This is a genomic window from Nonomuraea phyllanthi (genome assembly GCF_006334985.2).
Lineage (GTDB): Bacteria > Actinomycetota > Actinomycetes > Streptosporangiales > Streptosporangiaceae > Nonomuraea > Nonomuraea phyllanthi.
The window spans coordinates 412450-429145 of the sequence record NZ_VDLX02000004.1; the positions used below are offsets into that span (position 1 = coordinate 412450).

Here is a 16696-nt window from a genome sequence, read left to right on the forward strand (position 1 = left end):
GACGGGGAGGCGGCGGCGTGATCGGCGCGGACGGGATCAAGACGGGCGAGCGAGGATCGGTGGAGGTGGCGTGATGCGGGCGGCGCGGATCGAGGTGTGCGGGCGGCCGCCGGTGGTCGGGGACGTCGACGCGCCGGCGGCCGGTCCCGGACAGACCCTGGTACGCGTCCTCGCGGCCCCCATCACCCCGCTGGACCTGCTGTGCGCGGGCGGCACCTCCTACTTCGGCACGCCCGCCGTCCCGTACGTACCCGGAGTGCAGGGCGTCGGGACCGCCGACGGGACACCCGTGTGGTTCCCCTCCTCGGCCGGGATGGCGCCAGGCGACGGGAGCATGGCCGAACTGGCCGCGGTGCCGACAGAGGACCTCGTGGAGCTGCCCGCCGGCGCCGCCCCGCTCGCCGTCGCCGCGCTCGGGCTGTCGGCCGTGGCCGCCCACATGGCGCTGACCTGGCGCGGCGAGCTGACCGCCGGTGAACAGGTGATCGTGCTCGGCGCCGGGGGCGTGGTGGGGCAGGCGGCCGTCCAGCTCGCCCGCCTCGCCGGCGCGCGCAGGGTCGTCGCCGCCGCCCGCTCGCCCCGGGCACGGGAACGCGCCGAACGGGCGGGCGCCGACGCGGTGGTCGCGCTTGACACCGATGACGTGGCCGTCCTCGTCGCCCGGCTCTCGGCCGCCTGCGACGGCCCGGCGGATCTGGTGCTCGACCCGCTCTTCGGCGCCCCGGCCGCCGCGGCGGCGCGCACCCTCCGGGCCGGAGGCAGGCTCGTCAACCTCGGCAGCGCCGCCTCCGAGACGTGCCCCCTCGACTCCGCCACGCTGCGTAGCCGGTCGCTGCGGGTGCTCGGGTACACCAACAACGAGCTGACGAAGGAGCAGCGCGCCGCCGCCGTCACGCTGATCGCCGAACAGGCGGCGCTGGGGCGGCTGGCGGTGGCGCACGAGGTCATGCCGCTGGAGGACGCGGCGCCGGCCTGGCGCCGGCAGGCGGAGGGTACGGCGGAGGGCCGCATCGTGCTGCAGGTCTCCGCCTGAGCATCCCCAGGCCGTCACGTCGGCCACCCGACCCACGCGATCGACGAGGCCGTCAGCCGGTGCCCGCCGGATTGGGGGCCATCTGCCGGTGCCCACCCATCTGGAGCCGTCTGCCGGTGCCCACCCCACCAGAGGGGTGTCAGCCGGCCTCCACCCGGTCAGTGGGCTCGGCGCCGGTCGGGTCGTTCGGTGCGTGGGCGAGCTGGGCCACCCCCGAGCGCGGCGAGGACAGCACCGGCACGTCCCCGCCCACCTTCTCCACCACGCGCGCCATCGACGCCTGGGCCAGCACCACCACGTCCACCTGCCCCGCCAGCGCGCGGAACCCGTCGGCGACCAGCGCGTCGTGGCGGGCCGCGTCGCCGGCGCGCAGCGCTTCGAACGCGCCCTCGCACAGGTGCGGGACCACCGCCCGCGGCTCCCGCAGGCGGGCCGCCGCCCGTTCGACGGCTCTGGTGGTGGGGCCGAGCGTGGTGGCGAGGGTGGCCAGCACGCCGATCCGGCCGCCCGCGCGTACGGCCTGCTCGGCCATGGGCTCGTCGATCCGCAGGATCGGCAGCTCGGCGAACGGGCGCGCCTGCTCGGCCACCTCGCCGATGGACGAGCACGTGACCAGCAGCACCCCGGCGCCCGACTCCTTGGCGAAGGCGGCGTACGACACCACCCTGCGCATCACGTGCGGCGGCGGGCCGCCGGCGGCGATGGTGTCCTGGAGCAGGGTCTCGTCGGCGAAGTGCACGACCGGCGCGTCCGGCCGTACCTCGGCGGCCAGCTCGCCCAGCGGCCCGGCCAGCGCGGGAACGGTGTGCAGCATGGCGATCTTCATCGGGCACTCCAAGCTGAGATGCGGGGTGGCTTCATCGGGCACGCCACTGTGCGGTGCCGCGGCACGCCCTGGTGGGGTGCGCGGGGGCGCGCCGAGGCCAGGTGGGGGACGGGTTCATCGGGCGTTCCACGGGCGGGCGTACGTGTCGACGATGGAGGCCAGGTCCCGCAGCCGGGGCACGGAGCGGGCGCGCAGCTCGGCGGCCACGTCCCCGGAGCCGACCACGTCACTCCAGATCGCCCGGCCGGCCAGCATGCCGGACGCGCCCGCCCGGCAGGCGGCCCGTACGGCGGCGGGGAAGTCGTCCCGTTCGACGCCCTGGGAGAGCACCACCCACGGCACCGGGATGACCTCGTCCAGCCGCGCGCACTCCTCCACGAGCCGCTCCTCGGGCGCCGCGCCGCCGAGCGGCACCTGCGCCTTGTACAGGCTGGGCCGCAGCTCGGCCAGCTCCCGCGCGGCCTCGCGGATCGCGGCGGGCCCGTCGAAGGGGCCGGTGGCTCCGGCCGGGGGCTTGGCGACGCCCTCCAGCACGGACAGCACTCCCGCGGCGGCGCAGCGCCGTACGAAGTCGGCGGCGAGCTCCAGCCGCCGCGCCCGGTGCTCGTCGTCGCGCCAGATCAGCAGCAGCTTGGCGGCCACGGCGCCGGCCTCGCGGGCGGCGGCCAGGTCGACGCGCTCGTCGATGGCGGTGTCCTCGACGGGACCGTCGGGGTCCTGCACGAGGGCGTCGATGGCGACGATCAACCCGCCCGTGACCATGCCGGCACCGGCCACCTGGGCGAACCCGTAGTCCTGGTCGATCAGGAACCCCGACGCGTGCGGCCCGACCTCCCGCGCCACCTCCAGTTTGAACCCGGTCAGCGTCTCATCGCCCACGCGCTCGCCGGTCGCCGCCGCGAACATCTGCCTGAGGCTCTCACGCTGGTCCATCGCCACCATGGCGAACCCGCCGGACGGGCGGGCCAGCAGGTCGAGCGTGGGGGCGGTGGTCTGCGGGGTGGTCATGAATGCTCCGATCCGGTGCCGTGTTCTGGGGATGTGCGGGTGGATCCGCGGGTGGATGTGGGTGGGGCGTGCCGGCCGGGCGCGCGGGCCGTGGCCACGAAGCGCTCGTACAGGGGGAGGTAGGCGGAGGCGAGGCCGGGGTCGGGCGGGCGGTGCTCGCGGGGGAGCAGGGGGACGTCGTCGAGGGAACCCCCGGCCTGCCCGGCGATCAGCGCCGCACCGGCGCACACCGCGTCCCTCGACCGCACCACCTCGACCGGTACGGGCGAGACCGCCGCCTTGACGCGCATCCACAGCGGGATCCTGACCTGACCGCCGAGCACCACCAGGCGCTCGGGCGTGGTGCCGGTGACGGCGGTGAGCTCGTCCAGCATCCAGCGCGCGTGCAGGCAGGTGCCCTCGATGGCGGCGGCCAGCAGGTCGCCCCTGGTGTGCCCGGGCCCGAAGCCCGACACCGTCACGCGGCGGCCGGGGTCGGGCGCGGGCGCGACCCGGCCCCGCAGGTACGGCTCCACGAGGATCCCCGTCGGCAGCCGCACCTCGGCCAGCAACCCCGGCAGTGCGCCGTACCCGCCCTCGCCGCCCCGCCCGGCTCGGTCGCCTGACGGTCGCACGCTGTCGCCGGTGGAACCCCCATCGGCGCCGGAAGGCCCGGCCTGGGCGCCCGCGGGATCGCCATCCCCGCCGGGCTGAGAGGTGAGTTCGGCCGGGAGGGGTGGGTCCGGGGGCAGGGCGAGGAGCCAGTCGACCATGGCGCCGCTGGTGGGGAGCCCGCCCACCACCACGGCGCGGGCGCCGTCCAGGGACGGGTCGGTCGTGATGCCGAGGGCCAGCCCCGTACGCGGCTCCGGCCGGGAGTCCGACATGACCATCACCGCCTCCGCCGTCCCCAAGGAGTCGGCCACGTCCCCGGGACGCCGCACACCGGCCGCCCACGCCCCGACCGCGTGGTCGTGCCCGGCGATCACGACGGGGACGCCGAGGGCCACCCCGCTCACCGGCGCCGTCAGCGGCCCGACCGGTTCCACCGCCCCGGCCGGGCGGGGCAGCGCCGCGGGACGGAGCCCGGCCAGCGCGAGCAGGTCGGCGTCGTAGTCCCCGGCCGCCACGTCGTAGGCGAGCGTGCGGGCGGCCAGCGTCTCGTGCGTGCGCAGCCGCCCCGTGAGCGCGTACGCGACGGCGTCCGGCACGTGCGCCCACCACCGCATCGCGGCCGGCACCTCCGGCGCGTGGGCCTGCAGCCACAGCCATTTGGCCAGCGGCGCCTTGGGGTCGGCGCGGCGGCCGGTCAGCGCGTACAGGGCCTCGGCGTCGCGCCCCAGCGTGGCGGCCTCGGCGGCGGCGCGCGGGTCGTTCCACCACAGCAGCGGCGTCAGCGGGCGGCCGGCCGCGTCCAGGGGCACGCCGGTCTCGGCCATGCCCGCGATCCCGATCGCCTCGGGCCCGCGCCCGGCCCGCTCGGCGCACTCGCCGAGCCCGCGCGTCACGGCGGCGACGAGGGCGGGCAGCTCGCGCGGGGTCGCCCGGCGCACGGACGCCACGCAGCCGCCCCCCTCGTCGAAGAAGCCCACCTTGACGTGGGTGGTCCCCACGTCCACCCCGGCCAGCAACCTCATGTTGTCACTATAAATCCAAAAGATGGCAGAAAAACGCCAACTTATGGAGCATTATGGTCATATGAAGGACACGGGTCAGCGGTACTCGGACGCCCCGGACCGCCGCGCCGCGATCCTGCGCAGGATCGAGCTCGACGGGTACGTCGCCGCCACCGACCTGGTCGCCGAGCTCGGCGTCTCCGCCAACACCGTCCGGCGGGACCTGCGCAGGCTGGCCGGCGACGGCCTGGTCAGGGCGGTACGCGGCGGGGCCGCGGCGACCGGCCCGGCGGCGGCCACGCCGTTCACCGACCGCTCCGCCCAGGCGTCGGACGCGAAGGGGGCCATCGCCGCCGCGGCCGTGCGCCACGTCGAGCCGGGCACCGCCGTGGCGCTCGACTCGGGCACCACCACGCTGGAGATCGCCAAGCTGCTGCCCGCCGACGCCGGCCTCACCGTGATCACCCACTCGCTGCCCGCCATCGCCGTCCTCGCTCCCCGGCCGGAGGTCACGCTCATCGGCGTCGGCGGCCAGTACGGCAGGGACACCCGCTCCTTCGGCGGCCCGGAAACGCTGGCGGCCCTGGAGAACGTGAGCGTGCGCACCCTGTTCCTGGCCGCCACGGCGCTCGACGGCTCGGGCGTCTACGGCGCCACCCCGTACGAGGCCGAGACCAAGCGCCGGCTCATCGCCGTCGCGCGCCGGACGATCGTGGTCGGCGACGCGCGCAAGTTCGGGCTGAGCGCCCCGATCCGGGTGTGCGGGTGGGACGCGGTCGAGCGGCTGGTGACCGACGCCGTGCCGGAGGGGTTCGCGGGGGTTCAGGTGGAGATCGGCTGATAAACTACCTTCACAGCTTCTGCCCCGCGGAGGCTTTTTTCATGCCTAACGATCATCTCCTGGTGCGGCCCGCCACCGCCGCCGACCAGAGCACCATGGAACGCCTGTGGCTGATGTTCCGTCATGACATGTCCGAATTCCAGAGTCAGCTGCCCCGCCCCGACGGCACGTTCAGGAGCGAGCGGCTGCACTCGGCCTTCCACGACGCCGGCTGGGCGCCGTACCTCCTCACCAGCGACGGCCACCCCGCAGGGCTGGCGTTCGTGCGCGGACTGGACGGCCCGGTCCGCGTGCTGAACAGCTTCTTCGTGGTACGGGGAGCGCGCAGGACCGGCATCGGCCTGCGCGCCGTCAAGGAGATCGTCGCCCGGCACCCCGGTCCGTGGGAGGTGGCCTTCCAGGACGCCAACCCCGGCGCGGTGGCCTTCTGGCGGCGTGTGGCCACCGAGATCGCGGGAACCGCCTGGAGCGAGGAGCGCCGGCCGGTGCCCGGCCGGCCCGGCATCCCGCCGGACGTGTGGATCTCCTTCGAGGCGAGCGCGCCGGACGAATGACCGGGGGCGGCCCCGCCCGCGTGGGGCGGGGCCGCCGGGTCACCGTGCCGGCGCGTACCCGGCGGGCCTGGTGGTGAACGTGCCACGGCCCTTCGTACGGCTGCGCAGCTGCGTCGCGTACCCGAACACCTCGGCCAGCGGGACCACGGCGGTGATCACCACCGTGCCGCCCCGCGCGGCCGAGCCCGAGACGCGGCCGCGCCGGGCCGCCAGGTCGCCCAGCACGCCGCCGGCCGCGTCGTCGGGCACGGTGACCGTGACCTCCACCACCGGTTCGAGCAGCTCCATCGCGCAGGCCCGCAGCGCCTCGCGCAGCCCGAGCCGCCCGGCCGTGCGGAACGCCAGGTCCGACGAGTCCTTCGGGTGGGTGGCCCCGTCGGTCAGCGTGACCCGCAGGCCGGTCACCGGGTGCCCGCCGAGCGGCCCGGCGGCCAGGGCGTCACGGCAGCCGGCCTCAACCGCCCGTACGTACTCGCGCGGCACCCGGCCGCCGACCACCGTCGAGCGGAACTCGAAGCCCCCGCCGTCCAGCGCGCCGTCCGGCCCGCCGTCCAGGGGTGCCACGTCCAGCACGACGTGGGCGAACTGGCCGGCGCCGCCGTCCTGCTTGACGTGCCGGTACAGCAGCCCGGACACGCCCCGCACGACCGTCTCCCGGTGCGCCACCTGCGGGCGGCCCACGGAGACCGCCAGCCCGTGGTCGCGCCGGAGCTTCTCCGCCGCGACCTCCAGGTGCAGCTCGCCCATCCCGGACAGCAGCGTCTGCCCGGTCTCGGCGTCCGTACGGACGGCCAGCGACGGATCCTCCTCGGCCAGCCGCGCCAGCGCCGACGCCAGCCGGTCGGTGTCGGTGCTCTGGCGCGCCTCGACCGCCACGGACACCACCGGCTCGGTGGCGCTCGGCGGCTCCAGGACCAGCGGCGCGCCGGGCGCGCACAGGGTCGTCCCGGTGCGGGCCGACTTCAGCCCGACCACCGCGACGATGTCGCCGGCCGCCGCCCGGTCCACCTCGGTGTGCCGGTCGGCCTGGACACGCAGGATGCGGCTGACCCGCTCGGTGCGGCCCGTGCCGGTGTCCAGCACGGTGTCGCCCTTGCGCATCGTGCCGGAGTACACCCGCACGTACGTCAGCCGCCCGGTGGCCGTCGCGTTCACCTTGAAGGCCAGCGCCGCCAGCGGCCCGTCCGGGTCGGCGGCCCGCTCCTCGCCGTCCTCGCCGCGCACCGCGGGCACGTCCAGCGGCGACGGCAGGTAGGCCACCACGGCGTCGAGCAGCGGCTCGATCCCGCGATTCCGGTACGCCGAGCCGCACAGCACCACCAGCCCCGCACCGCTGCGGGTCAGGTCGCGCAGCGCGGCGGCCAGCGTGCCGTCCGAGACCGACGGCCGCGCGCAGAACTCCTCCAGCGCCTCCGCGTGCAACTCGGCCACCGACTCCTCCAGCAGCCGGCGCCGCCGCCGCGCCTCCTCCAGCAGGTCGTCCGGCACCGGTCCTTCCTGGCAGCCGTCGGCCGTCCAGACGAGCGCCCGCATGCGGACCAGGTCGACGACGCCGGCGAAGGCGTCCTCGCGCCCGATCGGCAGCTGGACCACCAGCGGCGCCCTGTGCAGTCGCCGGCGGATCGACTCGACCGCCGCGTCCAGGTCGGCGCCGGCCCGGTCCAGCTTGTTGACGAACGCGATGCGCGGCACGCCGTACCGGTCGGCCCGCCGCCACACGGACTCGCTCTGCGGCTCGACCCCGGCGACGGCGTCGAACACCGCGATCGCGCCGTCGAGCACCCGCAGCGAGCGCTCCACCTCGTCGGAGAAGTCGACGTGGCCGGGGGTGTCGATCAGGTTGACGCGGTGGCCGTCCCAGGAGCAGCTCACCGCGGCGGCGAAGATCGTGATGCCGCGCTCGCGCTCCTGCTGGTCGAAGTCGGTGACGGTCGTGCCGTCGTGCACCTCGCCGCGCTTGTACGTGGCGCCGGCGAGGTAGAGCATGCGCTCCGTGACGGTGGTCTTGCCGGCGTCGACGTGGGCGAGGATGCCGAGGTTGCGCACGACTGCCAGCGGTTCAGCGCGTTTCGACAGGTTCGACAGGTTCGAGAGGTTGGTACGCACGGTCCATGACCCTTCCGGGGCGTTCAGGAAAAGGGGACGGCGCGATTTCCCCGACGAGACGGCCCGGGAAAGCGGGTCAGACGTGCGTCAGGGCGTCGTCCAGTGGCGGCCGCGCAGCCGGCACCGGGACGACGGAGACACCAGGATCACCTCGAAACGCGACGGGAGGACGACGGCGGCGGTGCTCTGACGCATGGCCGGTCTCCTCTCCCTCGTCGACGATCATTGGCGAGTGTAATGAATCGGACGCGTGTGGCAAAGCGATTTGCCGGACGCGGGTGAGGTTCACCACGCGGTCGCCTGCGTGCCCCCGATGAGAGACACGGGCGTCATGTCGGCATGTCGACATAGGCGCGGGACCCGTTGAGGGAAGGACACGCGCCCATGACGATCACTCTTGACACCGGGCGGTACACGGTCGGCATGGCCACCGGCCCCGCCGACGTCCAGGCCGCCCAGCGGCTCCGGCACGCCGTCTTCGCCGGCGAGATGGGGGCGCGGCTCGACAGCCCGGTCTCCGGCCTCGACGCCGACCGGTTCGACGCCTACTGCGACCATCTCCTCGTCCGTGACGGCCGCGAGGTCGTCGGCACCTACCGGCTGCTTCCCCCGGGACGCGCCGACCGCCTCTACGCCGACGCCGAGTTCGACCTGGGCGCCCTCGCGCCGATCAGGAAGGACCTGGTCGAGGCGGGCCGTACCTGCGTACACCCCGAACACCGGGGCGGCGCGGTGGTCGCGCTGATGTGGGCCGGCATCGCCCGCTACATGATCTCCGGCGGCCACCGGTGGCTGGCGGGCTGCTGCTCGGTGCCGCTCGACGACGGGGGCGCGCTGGCCGCCGCCGTGGTGGAGCGGGTGCCGCTCGGCCCGGAGGAGCACCGGGTCACGCCGCGCACGCCCTGGCGTCCCGCGAGCGCGTCGCCCGCCGACCGGTTCGTGCCGCCCGCCCTCCTGCGCGGCTACCTGCGGCTGGGGGCATGGGTGTGCGGGGCGCCCGCGTACGACCCGGACTTCGGCACCGCCGACTTCTTCGTGCTCCTCTCGATGGCGAACGTGAACACCCGCTACCTGCGGCACTTCCTCGGAGAGCCGCTGTGAGCGCCGTCGAGGCCGTGAACCCGTGGCGGCCCCTCGGCCCCTGCAGCACCGACGCCTGTGTGAGCGCCCCGGCCGCGGCCGCCGGGACCGCGCGCCTGGCCGCCCGGCTGGCCATGGCGGTCCTGGTGCTGGCGGCGGGGGTGCCGATGTCCTTCGCGGGACGGGTACGCGCGTCCTGGCGGGCGCCGCTGACCATGACGTGGGCACGGATGCTCGTACGCGCTCTCGGCGTCACGATCCGACTCACCGGGGACGAGGAGCAGGCGCACGGGCGGGCGGGCGGCGCGCTCGTCGTGGCCAACCACGTCTCCTGGCTGGACCCGCTGGTCGTCGCGGCCACCGTGCCCTCGCGGCCGCTCGCCAAGCGGGAGATCGGTGAGTGGCCGGTCATCCGGACCCTCGCGGCGGGCTCCGGGGCGCTGTTCATCGACCGGGAACGGCTGTCGGCGCTGCCGTCGGCCGTCGCCGCGGTCGCGGACGCGCTCAGGGCGGGTGACACGGTGATCGCCTTCCCCGAGGGCACCACGTGGTGCGGACGCGGGATGGGGCATTTCCGCCCGGCCGTGTTCCAGGCGGCCGTCGACGCGGGCGCCGCGGTCCGCCCGGCCGTGCTGCGCTACCGCGAGGGGACGGCGACCTCGACCCGCGCCTGCTACGTCGGCGACGACTCGCTGCTCGCCTCCCTCCTCCGGGTGGCCGCCACCCGCGACCTGGCCGTGGAGATGACGCTCCTGAGCCCCGTACGGCCTGGCCCGGCCGGGGGGTCACGGGCCCGCGCCGCACTGGCGAGGACCGAACTGGCGAGGACCGCCGAGACCACCGTGCGCGCCGGCATGGAAGACGCCCGCACCCATGACCGGCACCCGCACCCGCGGCCGGCCTGACGATTCCTGGCCGGGCACCCGCATGACGGTGCCCCCTCTCACCTGACCGCTCCGGGTGTTCCGCTTGCTCGACCGGGCAGTTGACCGGTACGGTCCGAACCGTTCCGTTCCGTTCGGTTCGGGCAGACAGGAGAGGTGCGATGGAGGTCCAGGGCCGGGACGACGTGAAGGTGCGGCAGATCCGGCAGGCCGCCAGGACGTTGTTCCTTCGTCACGGGTTCGCGGCCGTGAGCACGGCGGCGCTGGCCAAGGAGGCCGGCGTGTCGAAGGAGACGCTCTACTCGCGCTATCCCAGCAAGGAGGCGGTGCTCGCCGACGTGCTGGAACATCTCATCTCGGCCGGGCAGCTCGGCACGACGTCCTCCCTCACGCCGCGGACGCGGGAGGAGCTGGAGGGCGCGCTGCGCCTGCTGGCCCGCGAGCTGAGCGGCGAGCTCATGGAGCGGGAGTACATCGAGCTGGCGCGCATCGTGATCGCCGAGACGCCGCGGCTGCCCCACGTGGGGGAGATCTTCCGCCGGGCGGTGCCGGAGCGGGCGTTCCAGCTCACCACGGAGCTGCTCGGAGCGGCCGCGAAGGAGCGGCTCATCGGAGAGGTGGACCTGATGGCCGCGGCCCGCATGTTCGTGGGGCCGCTGGTCGTGCACGCCATGACGACCGTGCTGCTCGTCGCGCCCCAGCTGTCGGCTGACGCGCCCCCGCCGCCGTTCGACGTGGACCCGCACGTGGGCCTGTTCCTCGCCGCGCTGGGGGAAGCGGAGCGCTGAGCACGGCGGCTCCGCACAGGTCGGCGGTTCGCGCTCCTCGCGCCGGAGCCGGGCGCACGCCGGGCCGGCTAGCGGACGACATGGCCGACGCTGAAGAAGCCGTCGGGGTCGTAGGCGCGCTTGACCTCGCGCAGCCGCCGGTGGTCAGGCGCCGTGAACGCGGCGGCCGTCCTGGAGGTGTCGGCCAGGAAGTTGAGGAACGTCCCGCCGCTCGCGTGGGGGCGCAGCGCCTCGGGCAGCCCCGGCACCGGCGTGTCCACGATGACCGACAGCTTGGTGGCGCGGTGGCCGACGGGACCGGCGTCCGGGGCGGGGCGGGACATCGCGCCGCCCCAGTGGCGGATCTCGATCGTCTGCGCCACGTCGGCGGCCCGCACCAGCGTGGCGAGCACCTCGTCGGGCACGGTCTCGAACATGTCCATGTGCCGGTTGGGGGTGCCGCCCATCGACGTGGCCGCGTACGTCGTGGGCCGCAGCTCGTCGAGCAGCGCCGGGCCCGCCGCCCGCCACAGCGGCGCCAGCAGCGACCTGGCCTCGTCCGGCGCGCCGGCGTGCACGACCTTCACCATGACGACGTGGCGGCCCCGCACCGGCTCCGGCGCGTCGTCCGGCATCCGCCTGAGCACGACCGCCGTGCTGATCTCGTCGGGGGCGTGCTCGATCCAGTCGCGGTAGGCGCTCAGCGTCTCGCCGGCCGCCTCGATCGGGAAGTACGCGAACCCGGAGTGGACCCGCTCCACCGGGTGGAGCCGGAACTCCAGCGAGGTGACGACGCCGAACCCGCCGCCGCCCCCGCGCAGCGCCCAGAACAGCTCCGGGTGGCGGCCGGGATCGGCCACGACGTGCCGGCCGTCGGCCAGCAGCACCTCGGCCCGCACCACGCTGTCGGCGGCGAACCCGTGCCTGCGCGCCAGCCACCCGAGCCCGCCGCCCAGCGTGTAGCCGGTCACGCCGACGGTCGGCGACGACCCGGACAGCGGCGCCAGCCCGAACGGGGCGGCGGCCGTGACCACCTCGCCCCACTGCGCGCCCGGCCCCACGCGGGCCACCCGCCGGTCCGGGTCCACCAGCACCGACGCCATGCGGGAGGTCCTGACCAGGACGCCGCCGTCGCACGCGGCGTGCGTGCCGTGGCCCGTGGCCTGCACCGCGAACGGCAGCCCGTGCTGCCGCGCGGCCAGCAGGGCGGCCCGCAGGTCATCGACCGTGTGCGCCTGGGCCACCACGACGGGGCGCGAGTCGACGCTCGGGTTGAGCGAGCGGCGCAGCTCGTCGTAGCCGGCCTCGCCCGGCAGGTGCACGGCCCCGGCGAACCCGGGCAGCGCGATCTCGTCCTGGATGGTGTACGGCTGGCTCATCTTCTCGGCCCTTTCCCGGATCCGCTCGCGGCGTGGTGTCCGCCGCCCTCACGACCCCAGGATCATGGCAGCCGGCGGTGACAGAATCGGCCCGCCGTCTTCTCTTCCGCTACGCCGGCGGACGTACGCCGCGCGCCGTCGCCGCCTCCCGCACTACGCCGCCGGTCGTACGGCGCCGCGCACCACCTCCACGGGAAGACTTCCGAGTTAGGTAAGGCTAATCTAATATGCCGTCGAGAAGCCAGCCTGACGAGGAGCCTCCCATGCCTGCTGTCCCGCGACGCACCCTGCTCGCCGTCGGCGTCGCCGCCGTCCTCGGCGTGAGCGCCTGTGGCGCGGAGAGCTCGTCGTCCGCCGCGCCCTCCACGGATTCCTCCAAGGCGCCCTCCACCAGCGCCGGGCAGGGGCCCTGGACCTGGACCGACGACCGGGGCAGGAACATCTCGCTGCCGCAGCGGCCCCGGCGCGTGGTCGCCCAGTCGGGAGCCGCCGCCGCGCTGTGGGACTTCGGCGTGCGGCCGGTCGCCGTGTTCGGCCCGCATCGGCTCAAGGACGGCGGCCGCGACCCCGAGGTGGGCGAGGTGGACATCTCCACGGTCGAGTCGATCGGCAACGTGTGGGGCGAGTTCAACGTCGAGAAGTACGCCTCGCTCCAGCCCGACCTCCTGGTGGCCGGCATGTACCAGAAGAACACGCTCTGGTACGTCCCGAAGGAGTCCGAGGAGGCCATCGACCAGATCGCCCCGTCGGTCGGCGTGCAGCTCAGCGGCAAGCCCCTCGTCGAGATCATCGAGAGGTACGGGCAGCTGGCCGCCGCGCTCGGCGCGGACCCGGAGGCCGCCCCCGTGGTCGAGGCGGAGAACCGCTTCGACGCCGCGTCCGCCGAGCTCAGGAAGCTCGCCGCCGCCCGGCCCGACCTCAAGGTCATGGTCGTCACCGCCACGCCCGACAACCTCTACGTCGCCTACCTGCCGGACCACCCCGACATCACGTACTGGGGCGAGCTCGGCCTGAACATCGTTTCCCCGCCCGAGCCCACCGAGAGCGAGGGCGGCTTCTGGGAGGTGCTCAGCTGGGAGAACGCCGACAAGTACCAGGCCGACGTGATCCTCGTGGACGCCCGCGCGCAGTCGATGAAGATCGAGGAGATGGCCAGGAAGCCGACCTGGGCCAAGCTGCCCGCGGTCAAGGCGGGCCAGCTGTATCCGTGGCACGCGGCCGAGCGCTACAGCCATCTCGGCTACGCCAAGGTCATGGAGGAGCTGAAAGCCGACCTCGACAAGGCGCGCGACGACCTCGTCAAGTGACGGGCACGATCTCGGCGCGGACCAGCCTGCCTCCCTCGACCGTGAGCAGCCCCACCGTGCCGTGCGGCTGGCGGCGGCGGTCGGTCGGCGAGCCGGGGTTGAAGATGCGCAGGCCCTCGCCGGACTCGTCGAGCGGGATGTGGGAGTGGCCGAAGACGACCAGGTCCGCGTCCGGGAAGCGGCGGCGCAGGCGGGCCAGGCGGCCCTTGGCCGGCCCGCTGTCGTGGATCATGCCGACCCGCAGCCCGTCCAGGACCAGCTCCAGGGTCTCCGGCGCCACCACGTCCGGGCCGTCGTTGTTGCCCTTCACCACGTGCACGGGCGCGTACGCGGCCAGCTCGTCCAGCACCGAGGGGACGCAGACGTCACCGGCGTGCAGGATGACGTCGGCGCCGCGCAGGTGCGCGGCCACGCGCGGCGGGCACGAGCGCCACCGCCGGGGCGCGTGCGTGTCGGACAGCACGACCACTCTCATCACCTCCCCATGCCCGTGGACGGCCACGGGCACGCCACTCGGCGGCGTCCCGTCACCCCAGGTCATCGGTAACCTGGCGAGGTGGGGAGGGTTGTCGACATGGCGTCATCTGGCACCCGATTCCCGGCGATCATCGTGATCGACGCGGGTGGCACGGTGATCGCCTGGTCGCGGGCCGCCGAAGAGCTCTTCGGCTATCACGCCGCCGAGCTCCTCGGCCGTCCTGGCTCGCTCGTCCTGCCCGGAAACCTGCCGCCCGGGGACCAGGAGCAGTGGTACGACCTCGTCGAGGCCCGCCACCGCGACGGCGGCACCCTCCTCGTGGGGGTCGCGGGCTCCCGGCTCACCCCGTTGCATGCGAGCGCGGCGTGGCTCCTTTCCGTGACGCCGGCGACAGACGAGGGCTTCCGGCGGGCGGCCGGGGTGCTGGAGCCGATCATCGACCACTCCCCGGTCGCCATGGCCCTGTGGGATCGCGACCTGCGCTGTGTGTGGCTCAACAACGGGGCCCGGCGGCTGCGGTCGGTCTTCCCGCACTACGAGATCGGGCGCTCGCTGGCGGAGCCCCTGCCCGGCACCGACACCGAGGCCGCGCAGGAGGTGATGCGGGAGGTGCTCGCCGACGGCACCGCCATGATCGACCTCGAGGAGCTGTTCGTCTCGGCCGACCAGAGCGAGGAACGCATCCTGTCCACCTCGCTCTTCCGCCTCGACGGCGTGGACGGCCGCCCGTGGGGCGTGTGCTCGGTGGCTCTGGACGTCACGGACAGCCGCGCGCGCCGCCGTCTGACCCTGCTCCGCGAGGCCAGCATCCGGATCGGCACCACGCTCAATGTCCAGAAGACCGCGCAGGAGCTGGCGGACCTCGCGGTGCCCGCCCTGGCCGACTACGTCACCGTCGACCTCGCGGAAGCGGTCCTGCCGGCGGACGAGCCGCTGCAACGGCTGGCCGCCACGGACGTGAGCATCCCGGTGTTCCGCCGCGCGGGCGTGGCCTCGATCCACGAGGGCATCCCCGAGTCCCTCTGGCCGCTCGGAGAGCCGGTCTTCGTCCCTCCTTCGTCGCCCTTCACCAAGGTCCTCACCACGGGCCGGTCCCATTTCGAGCGCGTCCTCGACACCTCGCCCGGCACCTGGCTCGACCAGGACCCCGACCGGGCGGAGATCATTCACGGCACCGGGATGCACACGCTGATCATCGTTCCGCTCAGGGCCCGCGGCGAGATCCTGGGCATCACCGTGTTCGTGCGCACCGACAACGAGGCGCCGTTCACCAAGGACGACCTGCTGCTCGCGGAGGAGCTCGGCGCCCGCGCCGCGCTGAGCCTCGACAACGCCCGCCGCTACACCCGCGAGCGCACGGCCGCCCTGGCGTTGCAGCGCAACCTGCTCCCGCGCCGCCTGACCGGCAGCGCCGCCCTCGAGGTGACCTCGCGCTACCTGCCCGCCGGGCTCCACGACGCCGTCGGCGGCGACTGGTTCGACGCGATCCCGCTGCCCCGCGACCGGGTCGCGCTGGTGGTGGGGGACGTGACCGGGCACGGCATCAACGCCGCGGCCACGATGGGACGGCTGCGCACCGCCGTACGCACGCTCACGTACATGGGCCTGCCGCCCGACGAGCTGCTCGCCCACCTCGACGACCTGGTCGTCCGCCTCACCGAGGAGGACGCGGGCCCCGACGGCTTCCCGCTGGACCCCACCGGGGCGACCTGCCTGTACGCGGTCTACGACCCGGCCACCCGTCGCTTCACGATGGCCGGGGCCGGGCACCCGCCGCCCGCGCTCGTGACCCCGTCCGGCGAGGTCCGCTTCCCCCGGCCGCCCAGCGGCACCCCGATCGGCCTGGGGCTCGGCGCGTACCGGTCGCTCGACCTGGAGCTCGCCGAGGGGACGCTGATCGCCCTCTACACGGACGGCCTGATCGAGACCCGCACGGCCGACATCGAGGCGGGCATCGACCGGCTCGGCGCCGCCCTGTCCCAGGCGACGCTCCCGCTGGAGGACTTCTGCAGCACGGTGATCCGCGCCATGGTCGGCGAGGAGCACGCCGAGGACGACATCGCCCTGCTCGTGGCCCGCACCCGCGTCCCCTGAGCCCCTCGCGCGGTCACGGCCGCCCGTACAGCTCCTCCAGCCAGGCCCGCCACCGCGGCTCCTCGCCCTCCCGCTCGCCGAACAGCACGTGCGCGGCCACCATGGACCCGTGGAAGCCCTGGAGGAAGCGGTAGAGGGCGTCACCCGAGCGGATGCCGAGCGTCTGGGCGTTGCGGAAGTACACCACACCCTCGACCGGGCTTTCGACCGGGCCCAGCCGCACGCGGTCGCCGGTCGACGGCGGGCCGCCCAGCGCTTCGTGCAGCCGCTCCCAAGCGCGCGGCCAGTCGCCGATCGCCGGTCCGAACGCCGTGACCGGCGTCGCCGCCCGCCCGGCGAAGTGGGTGAGGTATTCGGCCAGCGTCGCGAAGAACATCTCCATCCCGAGCGACATGGCCTCGAACTCGTCCTGCCAGTCGTCGCCCGGCAGGAACCCGCTGGTCACCATGCGCACCTGCGTGCTGCCGCCCGCGCGCCCCTCGATGAGGAACTCGTAGGCGACGAACCGCCCGTCGGGCGCCGGGTCACTGGCGTGCGCGAACCGCCGCGCCGGCTCGGCCCCGGTCACCGCGGACGGCGGCATCTCGCCGCCGCCGAACGCGGTGCGTACGACGCCGTCCGCCACGTCGCTGCGTCCCATGAACCACGCGTCGATGCCCGGACCGGTGGAGATGGCCTCCCACACCTCCTCGGGCGTGGCCTCCACCACGGCCTCGTGGGAACGTTCGAACGAGTGGCCCAACG

Annotated in this window: 15 protein-coding genes; 8 read left to right on the forward strand and 7 right to left on the reverse strand. The window is 74.7% G+C overall.

The window, feature by feature from the left end; all coding sequences use genetic code 11:
- Positions 1–73 precede the first annotated feature (73 nt).
- Entirely contained in the window at positions 74–1033 is a 960-nt protein-coding gene (locus FH608_RS13355; protein ID WP_139630776.1) for a quinone oxidoreductase family protein, read from the forward strand.
- Positions 1034–1172: 139 nt separating this feature from the next.
- On the opposite strand, the gene FH608_RS13360 is transcribed toward FH608_RS13355, so the two are convergent.
- The 3 genes from FH608_RS13360 to FH608_RS13370 form a co-directional block, all read right to left on the reverse strand.
- Positions 1173–1859 (reverse strand): aspartate/glutamate racemase family protein, encoded by a 687-nt coding sequence (locus FH608_RS13360; RefSeq protein ID WP_139630777.1) that lies wholly within the window; start codon positions 1857–1859, stop codon positions 1173–1175.
- A 114-nt stretch (positions 1860–1973) separates the two neighbouring features.
- Positions 1974–2867 carry a hypothetical protein gene (locus FH608_RS13365; protein WP_139630778.1) on the reverse strand — a complete coding sequence of 298 codons (894 nt, stop codon included), beginning with the start codon at positions 2865–2867 and terminating at the stop codon, positions 1974–1976.
- Entirely contained in the window at positions 2864–4483 is a 1620-nt protein-coding gene (locus FH608_RS13370) for an FGGY-family carbohydrate kinase (protein WP_139630779.1), read from the reverse strand. The genes FH608_RS13365 and FH608_RS13370 overlap by 4 nt, the downstream gene beginning before the upstream one ends.
- A gap of 61 nt (positions 4484–4544) precedes the next feature.
- Here FH608_RS13370 and FH608_RS13375 point away from each other — a divergent pair, with 61 nt between their 5' ends.
- Both FH608_RS13375 and FH608_RS13380 read left to right on the forward strand, forming a co-directional pair.
- Positions 4545–5303: a DeoR/GlpR family DNA-binding transcription regulator gene (locus FH608_RS13375; protein WP_193318387.1), complete on the forward strand. Its 759-nt coding sequence runs from the start codon at positions 4545–4547 to the stop codon at positions 5301–5303.
- Between the two features lie 41 nt (positions 5304–5344).
- Complete coding sequence (locus tag FH608_RS13380) at positions 5345–5857, forward strand: GNAT family N-acetyltransferase (RefSeq protein WP_139630781.1); 513 nt, start codon at positions 5345–5347, stop codon at positions 5855–5857.
- Between the two features lie 39 nt (positions 5858–5896).
- Here the strand turns inward: FH608_RS13380 and fusA are convergent, their stop codons facing one another.
- Positions 5897–7933 (reverse strand): elongation factor G, encoded by a 2037-nt coding sequence (gene fusA / locus FH608_RS13385; protein WP_394367678.1) that lies wholly within the window; start codon positions 7931–7933, stop codon positions 5897–5899.
- Between the two features lie 414 nt (positions 7934–8347).
- On the opposite strand from fusA, the gene FH608_RS13390 reads away from it, so the two are divergent.
- The 3 genes from FH608_RS13390 (at position 8348) to FH608_RS13400 (ending at position 10715) form a co-directional block, all read left to right on the forward strand.
- On the forward strand, positions 8348–9064 hold the full coding sequence (locus FH608_RS13390) for a GNAT family N-acetyltransferase (RefSeq protein ID WP_139630782.1): 717 nt from the start codon (positions 8348–8350) through the stop codon (positions 9062–9064).
- Positions 9061–9948, forward strand: coding sequence for a lysophospholipid acyltransferase family protein (locus FH608_RS13395; RefSeq protein WP_139630783.1), 888 nt, complete (start codon positions 9061–9063; stop codon positions 9946–9948). Before FH608_RS13390 ends, FH608_RS13395 begins: the two co-directional genes overlap by 4 nt.
- Positions 9949–10088: 140 nt before the next feature.
- A complete protein-coding gene (locus FH608_RS13400; RefSeq protein ID WP_139630784.1) occupies positions 10089–10715 on the forward strand; it encodes a TetR/AcrR family transcriptional regulator in 627 nt (208 codons plus the stop codon).
- Positions 10716–10783: 68 nt separating this feature from the next.
- Here FH608_RS13400 and FH608_RS13405 read toward each other — a convergent pair whose 3' ends face one another.
- Positions 10784–12073: an FAD-binding oxidoreductase gene (locus FH608_RS13405; protein ID WP_139630785.1), complete on the reverse strand. Its 1290-nt coding sequence runs from the start codon at positions 12071–12073 to the stop codon at positions 10784–10786.
- 263 nt (positions 12074–12336) lie between these two features.
- Between FH608_RS13405 and FH608_RS13410 the strand changes: the two genes are divergently transcribed.
- Positions 12337–13380, forward strand: coding sequence for an ABC transporter substrate-binding protein (locus FH608_RS13410; protein WP_139630786.1), 1044 nt, complete (start codon positions 12337–12339; stop codon positions 13378–13380).
- Here the strand turns inward: FH608_RS13410 and FH608_RS13415 are convergent.
- Positions 13373–13855, reverse strand: coding sequence for a metallophosphoesterase family protein (locus FH608_RS13415; RefSeq protein WP_139630787.1), 483 nt, complete (start codon positions 13853–13855; stop codon positions 13373–13375). The genes FH608_RS13410 and FH608_RS13415 overlap by 8 nt on opposite strands.
- A gap of 99 nt (positions 13856–13954) precedes the next feature.
- Between FH608_RS13415 and FH608_RS53800 the strand changes: the two genes are divergently transcribed.
- On the forward strand, positions 13955–15952 hold the full coding sequence (locus FH608_RS53800; RefSeq protein ID WP_139630788.1) for a SpoIIE family protein phosphatase: 1998 nt from the start codon (positions 13955–13957) through the stop codon (positions 15950–15952).
- 13 nt (positions 15953–15965) lie between these two features.
- Here the strand turns inward: FH608_RS53800 and FH608_RS13425 are convergent, their stop codons facing one another.
- Positions 15966–16694: an SRPBCC family protein gene (locus tag FH608_RS13425; RefSeq protein WP_139630789.1), complete on the reverse strand. Its 729-nt coding sequence runs from the start codon at positions 16692–16694 to the stop codon at positions 15966–15968.
- Positions 16695–16696 lie beyond the last annotated feature (2 nt).